We start from the raw sequence: 16082 nt of genomic DNA on the forward strand, positions 1-16082 counted from the left end.
AATCGCAATGGACCCAGGTCTGCGTTTTGCGATCCGTGAAGGTGGTCGTACAGTAGGTGCTGGTGTAGTTGCTAAAGTAACTGCATAATCACTGATTGTGTCAAAAAAGCGCTCCTGTGGAGCGCTTTTTTTATATTTGTCTTTATAAAATTCAGCCTTAATCTCCAGCTTAAATTGTCTGACAGTTTATTAAAAAGCTGTCCTTAAGTGATATTTTACTGACCTTAACTGCAATTATGAGAAAAATTCCACGCAGTAAGATAAATCTAAGAATTCCAAGATTATATTTTCAGGTCTAAAAGCACTTGAATGGAGAAGGGCATGAACGCTAAAGTAAAAATTACCAATCGGGCTGGTGCAAGCTTTCCAGTACGCCGGATGAATTTCGAGTTTGAACAGGTCCCAGAATATTGGATGAGTGGTTCGGCAGGTCTGACCCACTTTATGACAGCACTCTCGGCATTATTTCCAGCAGGTGAAAAATTTTTTATTGATTCGGTTCGTGCTGTACGCCAGCATCCCGCCATCAAAGACAATGAAGCCCTCCAAAAAGAAATTTCTGCTTTTATTGGTCAAGAAGCCATGCATACTCAAGAGCATGTCGGTTTTAATGCGTCGGCCCAGCGTTATGGTCATGATGTCGATGCGCTTGACCGTCAGACAGACCGAGTGATTCAAACGGTACGTAAGTTTTTTGCTGTACTTGGTAAGCCATTTGGGATTAGTCAGGAGATGGTTGATCTGACCGCAACTACGGCTCTTGAGCATTTTACTGCAACCATTGCCTCCCAGTTGCTGAGTAATGAGCATATTCAGGAGCTGATGAAAGATGAGACCATGAAAACCATGTGGCTGTGGCATGCGATTGAGGAAAATGAGCATAAGGCCGTGGCCTATGATGTATTCGAGGGTGTTTTTGGTAAAGGTTCTAAATCCTATCTATTGCGTACCAGTTCTTTAGTGGCTGCGATGGTGACTTTATTCTTTGTACATAGCTATTTTATCCTGCGCTTATTAAAAGAAGATCAGCATCTGAATATATCGGCATTGAAAGATATTTATATTTTTGGTTATAGCCCATCCAAAGGAATTATTGCAGGTATGACCAAAGAAATGCTGATGTATTTTAAACCAGGATTTCATCCTAATGACCTGGATAGCCGGAGTTTACTGAGCAGCTGGAAGCAGAAACTCGGTTTATAGAGTGAAAAGCTGAAGAGCGATTGAGATCGCTCTTTTTTTTACTCGATTTTTTAAATAAAGTTTCTATAATGCGGAGGTTGATTTTATATAAGATGAACGAAGATGATTCGTTTAATGCAAGTTGCTGATCTGGAGCGTGTTAGCCAGATCGAAAGTCTGGTTCAGTCGCACCCTTGGACTTTCAATCAATTCAAAGAAGCAGTCAGGGCCTATCAAAGTACTGTGATTGAGCAGGCAGGACAAGTGGTAGGCTTTTGTATTTTGCAGCCGGTTGTGGATGAAGCCAATCTGCTATTGATGGCAATTGATCCTGCACAGCAGGGCAAAGGCCTGGGTTTTGAGTTATTAGACCAGTCGATTGCTTTGCTGAAAAATAATCCGGTACAGATTTTTTTAGAAGTTCGTGAGCGTAATGTCGCTGCCATTAAGCTGTATGAAAAGTCTGGTTTTCATCAGATTGATTTAAGAAAAAATTATTATCCAAATCCAGATGGCACACGTGAGCATGCAATTATCATGGTCAAAGCCTGTACGGATGACTTTGCCAGTCTATTTAAATCATAACAGCAAAAAAGATACTATTTAATGATCTGATGATTCCATCCGCTGGGCAAAGTCGTCATCAAGGAGTTTCCCAAGTGTTCGATTTCTGTAGCACTTAATGGGCGATTCAGGCGACGCCATTGCCCATCAATCAGCAACTCTAAAGGCAGATAACGGGACTTATAATTCATTTTATAAGAATGTGGCACCCAATAGCCCAGATAAATAAATCGCAATCCGATTTTTTTTGCATGTTCAATTTGTTTCAGAATAGCAAATACACCGAGAGAGCGGCGGTTTTCATCGGGATCAAAGAAGGTATATACTGCTGAAATCCCATCATCCAGCAGATCACATGCGGATACCGCAATCAGGTGTTCACCTTGCCATAGTTCCAGAAAGAAGCTCTCTGCGCAGCTTTGCAGCAGAAACTTTTCAAACTGGTCTCGACTTGGTGGATACATGTCGCCATCAGCATGACGCTCATGAATGTAGCGTTCGTATAAAGCATAATGGAGATCGCTGGCCTGATCTGGGCTGGTAATTCGCATGCTCAGATCTTGATTACGTTTCCAGGCCTTTTTTTGAGAACTATTCATCTCGAATTCATGCACAGGAACGCGACAAGACAAACATTGACGGCATAGATGGCATTCGGGCCGATAAACAAAATCACCACTGCGACGGAAGCCGGTACGCGAGAGTTCAGACAAGGTCAGGACGTCAATGCGGTGCGAAGGATCGAGAAAAACCATGCGTGCTGATTTGTTTGGTAAATAGCTGCAATCGTGTGGCGGCGTAATATAGTACTGTAAATCATTCAGTAGGGACTTAGGGTGATAAGAGTTCATGGCAAGTACCCTCTGTTTATTTTCATTCGATTAAGCGCGCGTTCTGCGCTATTGTTTTACTTGAAAATACACCTTCCTGATAGCTTTTCCAATTGACTGCTGGCTGTTTGATTACATCTTGTAACGATTTAAGGTATGTCTGGCGAGAAATCGTACAGGCACCCAAGCTTAGCAGATGATCGTTGACCAGTTGGCAGTCGATCCAGGGCAGCTGGTTTTCCTGTCCGATCAGCATCAGGGTGTAAAAAGCCATTTTCGATACATCGGTTTGGGTACTAAACATAGATTCCCCAAAACAGCCTTGACCGATGGTCACGCCATATAAGCCGCCAACCAACTGTGTCTCATCCCAGACTTCAATACTATAAGCATAGCCGGCGGTAAACATCTGACAATAGCCTTGAATAATGTCTTCACTGATCCAGGTCTCATTGGCATAGCTGCGTGGTAAAGCGCAGGCCCGAATGACTTTTTCAAAGGCCTGATTGATGCTAATCCGATAATCCTTTTTTTTCATACTGCGAATCAGGGATTTACTCGGGTGATAATCCTGCGGACGAATAATGCAGCGCGGTTCCGGGCTCCACCAGCAAATTGGATCGCCTTCAGAAAACCAAGGAAATAAGCCATGACTATAGGCTTCATATAAGGTAGCAGGGGAGAGATCAGCACCAATACAGATCAGGCCTTCGCCTTCAGGATCAACTTCTACCGGATCGGGAAAAACAAACTGTGAAGGTATAAGGTAATGCATGCAAACACCTGATTTTAAAATAGTCTATTTTTATCATACCTAAAAAAGCCGCCCAAGATGGACGGCTTTTGATTTTCTCATGGGTTAGGCTAGTTTGCCCATCGCATCGAGATATTTTTCTGCATCGAGGGCCGCCATACAGCCTGAACCTGCAGATGTGATTGCCTGACGATAAACGCTGTCTGCAATATCACCTGCTGCAAATACACCTGGAACCGAAGTCTGGGTCGCATTTCCAGCAGTACCGCTTTGTACCTGAATATAACCATCACGAAGCTCTAACTGGCCTTCAAACATGGTGCTATTGGGCTTATGACCAATTGCCACAAACATACCCGTCACATCAACGTTTTGAGTAGAGTCATCTTGGGTTGATTTAAGACGAACTGAGGTCACACCAGATTGCGCATCACCTAGAACTTCATCAACCTGATGATTCCAGATAATGCTGATCTTGCCTTCTTTCTCTTTTTCAAAAAGTTGCGATTGGAGGATTTTTTCTGCACGCAGGCTGTCACGGCGGTGTACCAGCGTGACATGGGAAGCAATATTGGAAAGATACAGGGCTTCTTCAACCGCAGTATTTCCTCCACCGACCACCATCACTTTCTGGTTTTTATAGAAGAAACCATCACAGGTCGCGCAGGCGCTTACACCCTGACCCATAAAGGCTGCTTCTGATTCCAGACCTAAATATTGTGCTGTTGCACCTGTACAGATGATCAGTGCATCACAGGTGAACTCTTCCATATCACCTTTGAGAACAAATGGACGCTGACTCAGATCGACTTCATTAATATGATCATAGACAATTTCGGTCCCAAAACGTTCTGCATGGGCTTGCATACGTTCCATTAATGCTGGACCTGTCAGGCCTTCAGGATCCCCAGGCCAGTTATCGACTTCAGTCGTAGTGGTCAGTTGGCCGCCAAGTTGCAGTCCTGCGATTAAGGTCGGCTTTAAATTAGCACGCGCTGCGTAGACAGCTGCGCTATAACCTGCAGGGCCAGAACCTAAAATAATCAGTCGTGAGTGACGTGCGCTCATCAGCCGTATCCTTTTTTTATTTAGAAATTTATTGAATTATACGTGAAACTGTATAAAAGTTGTGTGAGATTAAAGTCGATATTGTTGATCAGTGAAATCGATTGGGGCTATATCGCGCTATAAAGAAGACCTACACAATAATGCATCTTTTTTCACAGAACAGGTGCATAATATACATTTTATTGCGACGCTTTTTTTCAAGCATAGAAGCAAAAGAATATTCATGAAGAATTGGTTACAGGACAGTATATGACAGCGGTGTCGAGTGCCTATGCACAGCGCTTAGTAATGACATTATTTTTAGTCTCATTTGGGATTTATCTGTTTCTTGCAACAGTGACCTATACGCCATTTGATCCGGGATGGATGCATATCTCTAGCGATACGCAGACCGTTTCCAATGCAAGTGGCGTTGCTGGAGCCTGGATTTCAGATCTGTTATTCGGCTTTCTCGGCTGGGCCAGTTTGCTGCTCCCTGTCTATCTGTTTGTGGAGGCAATACAGGTCTGGTGGCCGCACAGCTTCCTGAATCGTCCATTCCGCTATGCTGCCCAGTTCTTCCTGTTATTGACCAGTTCTGCGCTGCTGTTTCTATTCTGGCAAGTTCCTGCGGATACGCTGGATAACTCTTCAGGGGGAATTATCGGCTACGAACTGGGTCAGAGCCTTGAGCAGTTGCTCACTGTTTATGGCGCTACATTCTTCCTGCTGGTGCTTTGGGTGGTGCTATTTACGCTGGCTTTTGGCGTGAAGTGGAACAAGACCTGGAGCAGTCTGAAAGCAACGCCTGCCTATTTGCAGGATCTCTTTTATCGCAATGTGCCAGAAGGCATGTCAGACTTTGACCGTACAGCGCCGGTCATCAAAAAAGAAGCCGCCAAAACTGCTGCCCAGAAAGTCAGCGTGCCTGTGACTGCTGCACCGGAACATAAACTGGTTGACGTTGATCCTGTGGTGCGTGATCAGGTGGCGGAACGTTTATTTGATGATTTTGCACATAAAGAAGCGCAGCAGATACAGATAGAAGAAGTTCAAGCTGAAGCGCCGGTACTGCAGCCGGAACCTGATGTTGCAATACCAGTTCCCCAGCATTCCGACCGTGTGGTCGCAACAGGGGAGGTGTGGCGTGCCTTGAATTCAAATGAAGACCAGCGCCATGCGCAGGATATTGATGCCTTGCTTAAAGCGGCAGAAGAAGAGCAACATCAGCCCGCGTTTGAAGCCCCGCATGCTTCTGCCTCTGGACAGCCAAGCCCGGCGCATCCTCATAAAACAGGGCTGGACTGGGATGATAACGCGATTTTTGATGAATTGCTGGCTGCTGTGCCTCAAGGGAAAACAGCAAGCGATGTACATAGCCCGTTTACGGCAGCAAGTAGCAATAAAACGTTAAGAGTGGTTGAGAATACACCGGCCACTGCTGTACCTGTAGCTGCATCAATCGGCGTTGCCCATCGCGTTGAAAATACTGCGCTGGAAGTGGATTTTGATGATCTGGATGATTTGCTGGTTGCAGAAGATGAACCTAAACCAGTACGTGCATCCAGCTATGCACAATCTTCTGCCTTTGTGCAGGCACCGATTCAGCGTGCAGAGTCCGTAGTCAGCTCTGCGGCAACAAATGCGGCAGTGCATGAGGCATTGTCTAAGGAAGAGTTTATCGACGCTTGGCAGGAAACTGCTGGAAAGCCGCAAGATGAAGACGAATTTGACTTTGATGCACCTCTAACCGATGCTGCCGGCCGTCCGATGTCACGCGCCATGCAGGTGGCTGAACGCCGTAAAGATTTATCACCTTTGCCGGGTCTGGATTTGCTGGATGAGGTCGACCCCAACAAGAAAGTAAATTTTACCGAAGAACAGTTGTCGCGTTTATCCGAGTTACTGGAAATCAAGCTACAGGAATTTAATGTCAAGGCCAAAGTGGTAGAGGCTCAGCCAGGCCCAGTCGTCACCCGTTTTGAGCTGGATCTTGCCCCGGGCGTGAAAGCCTCTAAAGTCACGAATATTTCCCGTGATCTGGCACGTTCGATGTCCATGGCCTCCGTACGTGTAGTTGAGGTAATTCCGGGCAAGCCGTATATCGGCATTGAAGTACCGAACAGTACCCGTGAAATGGTACGTTTGATTGAGCTTTTGACCATTCCTGCCTTTACAGATCCGAACAGCATTCTTTCGATGGCAATGGGCAAGGATATTTCTGGCAATCCGGTGATTGCCGATCTAGGGAAAGCACCGCATATGCTGGTCGCGGGTACGACCGGTTCAGGTAAATCGGTAGCAGTGAACTCGATGATTCTGTCGATGCTGCTCAAATATACGCCTGACCAGTTACGCCTGATTCTGATTGATCCGAAACAGCTGGAACTGGCCAACTATAATGATATTCCTCATCTATTAACGCCAGTGGTGACGGATATGAAAGATGCGGTGAGTGCATTGAACTGGTGTGTTAATGAGATGGAACGCCGTTACAAACTGATGTCTTTCCTGAAAATCCGTAAGCTGAGTGACTATAACCGTAAGGTCGAAGAAGCAATTGCCAATGGTGAAGAGCTATTTGACCCAACCTGGAAAGCCAGTGAATCGGTCGCAGGAGAGCGCGCACCGCGCTTAATGCCATTGCCTTCAATTGTGATTGTCGCGGATGAATTCGCAGATATGATCATGCAAGTCGGTAAAAAAGCCGAAGAAATGATCACACGTCTGGCGCAGAAATCCCGTGCTGCCGGTATTCACCTGTTGTTGGCTACCCAGCGTCCATCGGTGGATGTTATTACTGGTCTGATTAAGGCCAACATTCCAACCCGGGTTGCGTTACGGGTGAACTCCAAGATTGACTCACGTACCATTCTGGATGCAGGTGGTGCAGAAGATTTACTTGGTCATGGTGATATGCTGTTTCTTGGTCCCGGTAAAATCGAGCCGGAGCGTGTGCATGGTGCCTTTATTGCTGATGATGAGGTGAACCGGATCTGTGATGCCTGGCGTGAACGGGGTGCACCGAACTATGTGGATGAAATTCTGACGCCTTATGATGAAGAACCATCCAGCCGTGGCTTTGAAGATGGAGGCGAAGGTGGTTCTGATCGGGATGCCCTATATGACCAGTGTGTAGCCTTTGTACTGGAAACCCGTAAAGCTTCCACCTCTTCCTTGCAGCGCAAGTTTAGTTTGGGTTATAACCGTGCTGCCCGCATCATTGACCAGATGGAGGAAAATGGCATTGTCAGCTCTATGGGTGCCAATGGTAAGCGTGAGATTCTGGTGTAAATCTGAAATGCTCAAGTAAATAAAAAAGCCTGCTTTCAAGCAGGCTTTTTTATTTATTATTCACATCAGGCAAATTTTTCTAAGACTGCCAGAAACTCGGCGCTTTGACGCGGAAAAGTTGCAATCACATCATGAATACGCTGACCTTCAGGATTCGTGGCATTAATATCACGACCATCAGCGACAAACTTGGTCAACAAGCGCTCATAGTCCAAAGGGCGCATATGTTTGAAGGCATGATAAAGCACATGAAAATCTGCATGAACACCCGCAGGAGGAAGCTGATTCAGGTAGGCAAATACACGTTCATCTGACCATTCTTCGTTAAAGGTCGCAGGTTGAGATAATGCCATCGCAATCTCCTCGATTTAATTCTTCGGCATGAAAAAGGCAAAATATTGAAGGCAGGGAAAAGCCATATTTTTCTGCCTGCCACATATTCTGCCTTGAATCAATTTGCTTGACCAATCAAAAATCAGATTATCGCTCTTCAGGTAAATTGATATTCATTTCAAGCATTTCAATATTGGCCTCAGAGCGAACCTGCATTTGAATATGATTCTCATCCACGCCACGGACGTAGCGATTGACTACCTGCATGATTTCCGTTTTCATCTGGTCAATTTTGTCCTGACTTAAACGGCGTCCTAAACCCTGTTCAGATGCCACGATCACCTTTAAACGATCCTTGGCAGTCTGTGCGCTTGGGGCTTTTTCCTCGCTACTAAAAAGTTTACTCCAGAATCCTGCCATGTTTACGCTCCAAATAATCGTGCTAACCAGCCCTTCGGTTTTACCTCAATATGACGGTAAGGACGCTCTTCACCGAGGAAGCGAGCAACCAGATCATCATAAGCCTGACCTGCAGCAGACTCAGTGAAGTGAATCACAGGTTTACCTTCGTTAGACGCTTGTAATACGCTTGGGCACTCAGGAATCACGCCTAAGGTTGGTACACGTAAAATATCTTTTGAGATGTCATCAATCGTCAGCATTTCCTGTTTATCAGCACGTTCCGGGTTGAAACGGGTAATACATAGATGCTTACGGATACGACCTTCGTTTTGTTCTACTTTTTTAGTTTTACTGTCGAGCATGCCAATGATACGGTCAGAGTCACGTACTGATGAAATCTCAGGATTCGTCACAATGATGGCTTCATCTGCATGATACATGGCCAGAATCGCACCACGCTCAATACCCGCCGGGGAGTCACAGATAATATAATCAAATTCCTGTGACAACTCATCCATAACACGCTGAACACCTTCGTCAGTCAGGGCGTCTTTATCACGTGTTTGTGAAGCCGGTAAAATATATAAATTTTCAATATCTTTATCGCGAATCAGTGCTTGTTGTAGTCGTGCTTCGTTATTCAAAACATTTACAAAATCATATACCACACGGCGTTCACAGCCCATAATCAAATCTAGGTTACGCAAGCCTACATCAAAATCGATTACCACAGTTTTGTGGCCACGTAGGGCTAAACCTGTTGCAAAAGATGCACTTGTTGTAGTTTTACCTACACCACCTTTGCCTGATGTTACGACAACAATTTTCGCCACCGAATCCACTCCTGTTATGGTTCAAATCCCCTATAAAAAATGGGGGTTATTTGGTGTTTATTTATACATTAAAATTGTAGAGCCTCAAATACAAGCTCTTGTTGATCATTCAAATAAATATGCACAGATTTTTTCAATACATGTGCTGGAATGTCATCGGCCACACAATAGGTTCCTGCAATCGAAACCAGCTCTGCTTCAAGTGCATGACAGAAAATACGTGCTGCATGATTGCCACCTGCACCTGCAATTACCCGGCCACGCGCACTACCATAGATATGAATATTGCCTGATGCAATCACTTCTGAACCGCTGTTGATTCCGGCAGTGATAATAATGTCACCTTGATGCTGCACAATACATTGGCCGGTGCGCAAGATTTCATCATGATAAGACGTCACATGGGCAATGACGGGTGCTGAATCTGCCTGCTGGTCATCGGCCGCTTCAGGTTTCACCTCAACCACCTGCTCCTTGCTGGCTTTAATCTCTTGCATTTGGCGATCAGGGGGTAGCACCGGGAACTGAATGGCGCGGGCCTGATCACCTAAAATACCTTCAGTCACAGCCATTGGCTGGACTTCCAGATCAATCAGCAATTGGATCAGGGCAATGAGTTCCTGGTCGACTGAACTTTCAATAACTGCCAAAGTACCCGGTGGAAATGCAGCTTGTAATTTGGGTGTAAGTTGCTGGCGGATGGCATGATGATCATTTGTGTCCAGGCTAATGCGCAGCGCATTGACCATTCTGCCTTTTATCCGTATGTCAGCCATAGTTCTTCCTTAATACTTCTGACCTGCTGGTTTATATCGAAGCAATGTTGTAAATAGTACAAATCCTAGAACAAATTTGAGTAATTCTCTAGCGATCCACGTTATTTTTTTAGGCGAACAGTAGACACCAATTTTCATGAATTCTATAAATAAAAATTCATGAACTGATTGACTGCTGATTTTGCTCATATTCTTCCAGGAGCTGTTGCCATTGCTTAATCTTGACCTGTTTGCGGATCGTTTCAATTGTTTCAAAAACAGCCGATTCGACCAATTTATCAATATGAGGACTGTGTTCAATCTGAATCTGGCTGATTTTATCGGAAATCAGGGCAAAAGTCGGATTGTCCTGTGAACCATCACGATATGTAAAGGGATCAATCAGCCCCTGAGTAATATTTTCCCCAAGACGTTGTCCAATGCTTTGAATTTGCTGTTCAATCCGACCGCCAACAATGGGGATCAGCCTAAGGAGCTGGGTGAGTTCAGGCGTATCTTCAATGGCCTGATTCACGATCTGGCCCACATTTTTGGCAATGCCTAAACGTTGGGCCTGTAATTCTCTTCCCAGAGACTCCTGCAAAATATCAGCCAGTGCAACAGCCAGTAATTTACGGTGCTGTTCAATTAGCTCATCGATTAATTGTTTATGCGAGGTACTAGTAGTGACTTCCCGCTGGATACCATCCAGTACGGTTAACACCACCCGGCTGGAAAGCTCTTCCATCAGCAGGCTGTAGTAGAAATGACCACGCTTGTACCAGGAATCAGGAATCACTTTATAGCCATGCTTGTGCAGGTTATAGCCGATGGTCACAGCCCGTAACAGACGCAGGAAGCGTAATTGCGGAATAATTGCCAGAACTTCGTACCAGTGCACAAAAGGGAAAAACCACCAGCGGCGATGATGATTTAATAGGCTTGCAATGAGCCAGCGTACCAGAAGCTCAATGATCAAAAAAGTGGTAAACCAGCCTTCAGTAATAATGACCCAAGGCCGTAATTCACTTTTATAAAACTGTAAGATTTCAGGTACCTGAGCAAAATCAAACAGCCATTGACCAAAATCACTTACTAAAATTGCATTGGCACTGAGGCAGAACAGATTGATGATGATCAGCGCCATCATGAAGATGTCGTAGAGCAGTGCAATTTTCCAGCCCCAAGAGCCCTTGCGGATAAACTTAAATGAGCTGGACACAGTGTCCGCTTTGTCGTTCTTCATAATCTCTCAGGCAGAAACTGCTACAAGTGCTTGCTGCATTTGTTCAATTCGTTGATCCTTTTCGGACCAAATCTGGTCGACCCATTGTTGGAAGCGGGCACGATATTCGGCATCATCCTCATAATTACCGCCCAGCACCCAATCCGGAATGTCAATTTTTCTCAAATCCACGGCAATGCGCGGTACTTCACCCAGCCAGAATTCGCCATAACCCGGCACACCGTCCGGATAGACAATCGTCATATCCACCAGGGCATCAATCTTGTCACCTAAAATATTCAGGGCCAACGCCAGTCCACCGGCCTTGGGTTTGAGCAAATGCCGATAAGGCGATTTTTGCTGCTCATGCTTTTCATGGGTGAAACGCGTGCCTTCCAGATAATTCAGCAACGTAAAGGGCTGACTGACCAATTGCTCGCAGGCCTGACGCGCTTCTTCAATATCGCGATATTTCAGGGCTGGATTTTTGGTAATCTGTTCTTTACTGTGCCTTTTCATCATCGGGAACCCAAGGATTTTAAACGCTTGGCCAACAAATGGGATAAAAATAAGTTCCCATTTTGTAAAGAAACGGGTAAGTGGCATTCGGGTCAGGCCAAAATACTGGTTGACGGTGGTATCGACCCAGCTTTGGTGGTTGCAGGTCATCAGGTAGCGCCCCTGCATATTCAGATCCAGAGCCTCATCAATCGTGATCTGCCAGTCGGTATTTTTCAGGACATGGTCAATCAGCCAGTTATTGACCGCCAGCCAGCTGTTGGTGATCTTGATATTGGTTTCATCCACTTTGGATGATTTTTTGAATAATTTGGTCAGACCTAATGCCAGTACCGGAGGACCATGAAAGAAAGTGCTTCCAGTCATAACTGAAGTGACAGTCAGGCCGCGTGCCAATTTTTTTAAAGTCATTTTTTGCTTGCTATTCGATGACATATACAAACAGTTCCAGAGATGAATCATTTAAATTTCATTATATTTTGAACAATATAGTAGGAGTTGAGGAAATAGAAAAGGCCAGATCTTAAACTATGAAGAAACTGTGGTGAAACTTGTTGTTACAGTTACATATGAACATTACAAAAAGTTGCTAAAAAGTTTATTATTAACAAAAAATAAATGGTTATCCCATTATTTTTAAATCATTATCTGATTTATACGACAAAGACAAACAAGGAGGCATGCGATGCGTGCACTAGTAATTTCAGCAGTTGTGGCAGGGGCGGTAGCGCTGACAGGCTGTCAATCTACAGGTAATAATATTGGTGGCGTTGAGTATGATAAAGCTGCTCTAGGTACGCTTATCGGTGCTGCAGCGGGCTATGGTGTGTCTAAAGGCAACGCAAACACCAGCCGTCAAAACAACCGTGCAGCTGCAATTGGTGCAGTTGTTGGTGGTGCAGCGGGTGTTTATCTTGACAGCAAAGAGAAAAAATTGCGTCAGCAAATGGCTGGAACGGGTGTAGAAGTTGGCCGTAATCCGGATGGTTCTGTTGGCTTGATCATGCCGGGTAATATTACTTTCGATACAAATAAAGCAAATATCAAACCTAACTTCTATGCAACTTTAGACAAAGTTGCCCAGACGCTGGCGGAAGATAACAAAAGCGGTATTCTGGTAACAGGTTATACAGACAGCACGGGTAATGATTCTATCAACATTCCACTGTCTCAAGCGCGTGCTCAATCTGTAGCAAGCTACATGGCTTCACGTGGTATTTCAACTGCACGTATTAATGCGCAAGGTCACGGTTCAGCGAATCCGATCGCATCAAACGCGACTGCAGAAGGTCGTGAACAAAACCGTCGTGTAGAAATCAGCATTTACGCGATTCAATAATTCTTTATCAAACCTTGATGAATTGAAAAACCACCTTCGGGTGGTTTTTTTTATGACAGCGCATTGACTGCTAAAACACAATTTGGATTAGGCAAACGGCTGCGGAGATGACTATAATCGGAGCCGAATTTAGAAGAGGAAGTCCTATGTCACTCGCCAGTCAGTTAAATGACAAGCAACTTGAAGCCATGAAATATACTCAAGGACCCTTGTTAGTACTTGCCGGAGCGGGTTCAGGCAAGACCTCCGTGATTACCCGAAAAATTGCCTATCTGGTTAAGCATTGCGGAATTCCGGCTCACCGGATTACAGCCATGACATTTACCAACAAGGCGGCGCGCGAAATGAAAGAGCGTGTGACCAAGCTGTTAACTCGTGAAGAGGCCAAAGGTCTTTCGGTTTCGACGTTCCATACCTTTGGTCTAAATCTGCTGCGTCTGGAGCTTAAACACACACCGCTCAAGGCCAACTTCTCGATCCTGGATGCTGATGACTGTAAACGGATTCTGATGGATCTGATGCATCGTGACAATTTATCTGGTGCTGAAAGCAAAGAGCTGATCGCCAAAGCTATGAAGATGATTTCGGACTGGAAAAATGATCTGATTCCACCCGAACAGGCGCATACCACCTGTGAAACAGCGGAAGATGTTCAGTTTGCGCATTTGTATCAGCTCTATGAGCGCAATTTGCGTGCCTATAACGCGGTTGATTTTGATGACCTGATCGTGATGCCGACGCGTCTTCTCCAGGAAAATGCAGAAGTCCGTGACAAATGGCAGAACCGGGTGCGCTATTTGCTGGTCGATGAATATCAGGATACCAATACGGCGCAGTATATTCTGGTGAAGCTGCTGGTCGGCGTGATGGGGCAGTTCACTGCTGTAGGCGATGATGACCAGTCGATCTATGCCTGGCGCGGCGCCAAGCCCGAAAATATGGCCTTATTACAACAGGATTTCCCCAACCTGAAAGTGATCAAACTGGAACAGAATTACCGTTCAACCAGCCGTATTTTAAAAGCCGCCAATACGGTGATTGGTAATAACCCGCATATTTTTGATAAAAAGCTCTGGTCAGACAAAGGCCATGGCGAGGTTATTCGAATCATTACTTGCCGTAATGACGATGATGAAGCCGAACGCGTGGTCAAAGACCTGATCACTCATAAGCTGATGAATGGCAAAAACTGGAAAGATTATGCGATTTTGTATCGTGGAAACTTTCAGGCACGTATTCTGGAAACCCAGTTACGCCAGATGCAGATTCCCTACAAGCTGTCTGGTGGCCAGTCTTTCTTCGCACGTGCAGAAATCAAGGACGTCATGAGTTATTTACGCGTGATTATTAACCCGGAAGATGACAGTGCATTTCTGCGTATTATTAATACGCCAAAGCGGGCAATTGGTCCGGTGACGCTGGAAAAGCTGGGCCTGTTTGCACAGGAAAATAACCTGTCCTTGTTGGCAGCAGCCGGTGATCAGCGCCTGACGATGGCCATCCCTAAAAAAGCCACCACACAGCTGGCTGAATTTTCTGACTTTATCAGTAATTTCACGCGTGAGTTGCTAGACGATGATGAGCCTGTACCGATTATCCGTCAGATGATGGTCGAAGCGGGGTATATCGACTATGTCAAAGAGTCGGCCGCGACACCGGCCCAGGAAAAAACCAAGCTGGATAATATTGAAGTGCTGTATAGCAGTATTCAAAGCCTGATTAACCGTGCTGAAGATGTCGATGAAAAGAATATCGAAAGCGTCATCCGCAAAATGGTATTGCTGGATATGCTTGAGCAGCAGCAGGAAGAAGAAGACACCGACAAGGTGAACTTGTTGACCCTGCACGCCTCCAAAGGTCTGGAATTCCCCTATGTTTATCTGATCGGACTGGAAGAAGAAATTCTGCCGCATAAAAACTCGATTGCTGCAGAAACGGTCGAGGAAGAGCGTCGTCTGATGTATGTGGGGATCACCCGGGCACGTCAGGGTCTGACTATTACATTGGCCGAGCAGCGTAAAGCGGGCGGGCAAATGAAACAGATGACGCCAAGCCGCTTTTTAGATGAGCTGCCAGAAGATGAGCTGGAATGGCTGGGCCGCAAGAAAAAACTGGCCGGTAATATCGATCCAAAATTGCAGGCGCAGCAATATCTGGAAAATTTACGTGCCTTAATCAAGCGCTAATTTTTTAATACTTAGTTTTTAATAGATCGTCACAGGAAAAGTAATTCATGAAAGTTCAGGTAAAAGTCCTTGATTCACGTCTGGGGCAAGAATGGCCAATGCCGACCTATGCAACAACTGGTTCGGCTGGATTGGACTTGCGTGCTTGTGTGGAAGAAACCACTCGTATTGAGCCGGGACAAACGGTTCTGGTAAAAACCGGCCTGTCCATTTATATTGAAGATCCGGCTTTTGCGGGTCTAATTCTGCCACGTTCAGGTCTAGGCCATAAGCACGGGATTGTACTAGGCAATCTTGTGGGGCTGATTGACTCAGATTATCAAGGCGAATTGATGGTATCGGTATGGAATCGTAGTCAAACTGCCTTTAGTCTGGAGCCAGGTGAGCGTCTGGCCCAGTATGTATTGGTGCCGGTGGTTCAAGCGCAGTTTGAGCTGGTCAATGAATTTGAAGCCACTGAACGTGGTGCCGGTGGCTTTGGTCACACCGGTCAGGCTTAAATGACCTAAATAAAATGATCTGGTGAATTGTTTTAACCAGATCATTTTATGGTCAAAAAAATCAATAAACATATATCTGAATATATTGCTGATCAAAATCTTTTAACTAAGCCTTAAAATATAAAAAACAATAAAAATTATTTTCTTCTCATTTAATGAATATGATTTGTATAAAGAGAAATCTTATGACAGGAGAAAATATTTATTTAAATACATTTAATGTTTACTAAAAATATTTTTTCTAGACTTTTTTGTATATAAATCCCTCTATAAAAGCTGAATAACTATATTTGTATAATTGATTGTTACATTAAAATGA

At 45.0% G+C, this 16082-nt stretch carries 15 protein-coding genes and 1 pseudogene; 7 read left to right on the plus strand and 9 right to left on the minus strand.

Features of this window, described 5'->3' with window-relative positions:
* The 3 genes and pseudogenes from NI461_RS09150 to rimI form a co-directional block, all read left to right on the plus strand.
* Positions 1-88 (plus strand): annotated as a pseudogene (locus NI461_RS09150) (elongation factor Tu); the annotation flags it as partial.
* A gap of 233 nt (positions 89-321) precedes the next feature.
* Complete coding sequence (locus NI461_RS09155; protein ID WP_151206598.1) at positions 322-1203, plus strand: metal-dependent hydrolase; 882 nt, start codon at positions 322-324, stop codon at positions 1201-1203.
* A 102-nt stretch (positions 1204-1305) separates the two neighbouring features.
* Entirely contained in the window at positions 1306-1767 is a 462-nt protein-coding gene (rimI, locus tag NI461_RS09160; protein WP_151203698.1) for a ribosomal protein S18-alanine N-acetyltransferase, read from the plus strand.
* 14 nt (positions 1768-1781) lie between these two features.
* Here the strand turns inward: rimI and NI461_RS09165 are convergent, their stop codons facing one another.
* From NI461_RS09165 to trxB, 3 genes are all read right to left on the minus strand, one after another.
* A complete protein-coding gene (locus tag NI461_RS09165; RefSeq protein ID WP_151203700.1) occupies positions 1782-2597 on the minus strand; it encodes an arginyltransferase in 816 nt (271 codons plus the stop codon).
* Positions 2598-2619: 22 nt separating this feature from the next.
* Entirely contained in the window at positions 2620-3351 is a 732-nt protein-coding gene (gene aat / locus NI461_RS09170; protein WP_151203702.1) for a leucyl/phenylalanyl-tRNA--protein transferase, read from the minus strand.
* 84 nt (positions 3352-3435) lie between these two features.
* Entirely contained in the window at positions 3436-4398 is a 963-nt protein-coding gene (gene trxB / locus NI461_RS09175; protein ID WP_151203704.1) for a thioredoxin-disulfide reductase, read from the minus strand.
* A 249-nt stretch (positions 4399-4647) separates the two neighbouring features.
* Between trxB and NI461_RS09180 the strand changes: the two genes are divergently transcribed.
* Complete coding sequence (locus tag NI461_RS09180) at positions 4648-7671, plus strand: DNA translocase FtsK (protein ID WP_253152611.1); 3024 nt, start codon at positions 4648-4650, stop codon at positions 7669-7671.
* Positions 7672-7736: 65 nt separating this feature from the next.
* Here the strand turns inward: NI461_RS09180 and NI461_RS09185 are convergent, their stop codons facing one another.
* The 6 genes from NI461_RS09185 to NI461_RS09210 form a co-directional block, all read right to left on the minus strand.
* Positions 7737-8024, minus strand: coding sequence for a PA4642 family protein (locus tag NI461_RS09185; RefSeq protein WP_151203708.1), 288 nt, complete (start codon positions 8022-8024; stop codon positions 7737-7739).
* A 127-nt stretch (positions 8025-8151) separates the two neighbouring features.
* Complete coding sequence (gene minE, locus NI461_RS09190; protein WP_151203710.1) at positions 8152-8424, minus strand: cell division topological specificity factor MinE; 273 nt, start codon at positions 8422-8424, stop codon at positions 8152-8154.
* A gap of 2 nt (positions 8425-8426) precedes the next feature.
* The gene (gene minD / locus NI461_RS09195) at positions 8427-9239 is read right to left on the minus strand and encodes a septum site-determining protein MinD (protein ID WP_151203712.1); all 813 of its coding nucleotides are present in this window, start codon (positions 9237-9239) and stop codon (positions 8427-8429) included.
* 68 nt (positions 9240-9307) lie between these two features.
* Positions 9308-10015, minus strand: a complete 708-nt coding sequence (minC, locus tag NI461_RS09200; RefSeq protein WP_253152601.1) for a septum site-determining protein MinC — start codon at positions 10013-10015, stop codon at positions 9308-9310.
* Positions 10016-10172: 157 nt separating this feature from the next.
* A complete protein-coding gene (locus tag NI461_RS09205) occupies positions 10173-11240 on the minus strand; it encodes a preprotein translocase subunit SecA (RefSeq protein WP_253152599.1) in 1068 nt (355 codons plus the stop codon).
* Positions 11241-11246: 6 nt separating this feature from the next.
* Positions 11247-12173 carry an acyltransferase gene (locus tag NI461_RS09210; protein ID WP_253152613.1) on the minus strand — a complete coding sequence of 309 codons (927 nt, stop codon included), beginning with the start codon at positions 12171-12173 and terminating at the stop codon, positions 11247-11249.
* Positions 12174-12423: 250 nt separating this feature from the next.
* Here NI461_RS09210 and NI461_RS09215 point away from each other — a divergent pair, with 250 nt between their 5' ends.
* The 3 genes from NI461_RS09215 (at position 12424) to dut (ending at position 15763) form a co-directional block, all read left to right on the plus strand.
* A complete protein-coding gene (locus tag NI461_RS09215; protein WP_151203720.1) occupies positions 12424-13077 on the plus strand; it encodes an OmpA family protein in 654 nt (217 codons plus the stop codon).
* A 146-nt stretch (positions 13078-13223) separates the two neighbouring features.
* Positions 13224-15263: a UvrD-helicase domain-containing protein gene (locus NI461_RS09220; protein ID WP_151203722.1), complete on the plus strand. Its 2040-nt coding sequence runs from the start codon at positions 13224-13226 to the stop codon at positions 15261-15263.
* Between the two features lie 47 nt (positions 15264-15310).
* Positions 15311-15763 carry a dUTP diphosphatase gene (gene dut, locus NI461_RS09225; RefSeq protein ID WP_253152597.1) on the plus strand — a complete coding sequence of 151 codons (453 nt, stop codon included), beginning with the start codon at positions 15311-15313 and terminating at the stop codon, positions 15761-15763.
* The last annotated feature ends 319 nt before the right edge of the window (positions 15764-16082 follow it).

It is taken from the genome of Acinetobacter sp. S4400-12 (assembly GCF_024129495.1).
Taxonomy (GTDB): domain Bacteria; phylum Pseudomonadota; class Gammaproteobacteria; order Pseudomonadales; family Moraxellaceae; genus Acinetobacter; species Acinetobacter lwoffii_C.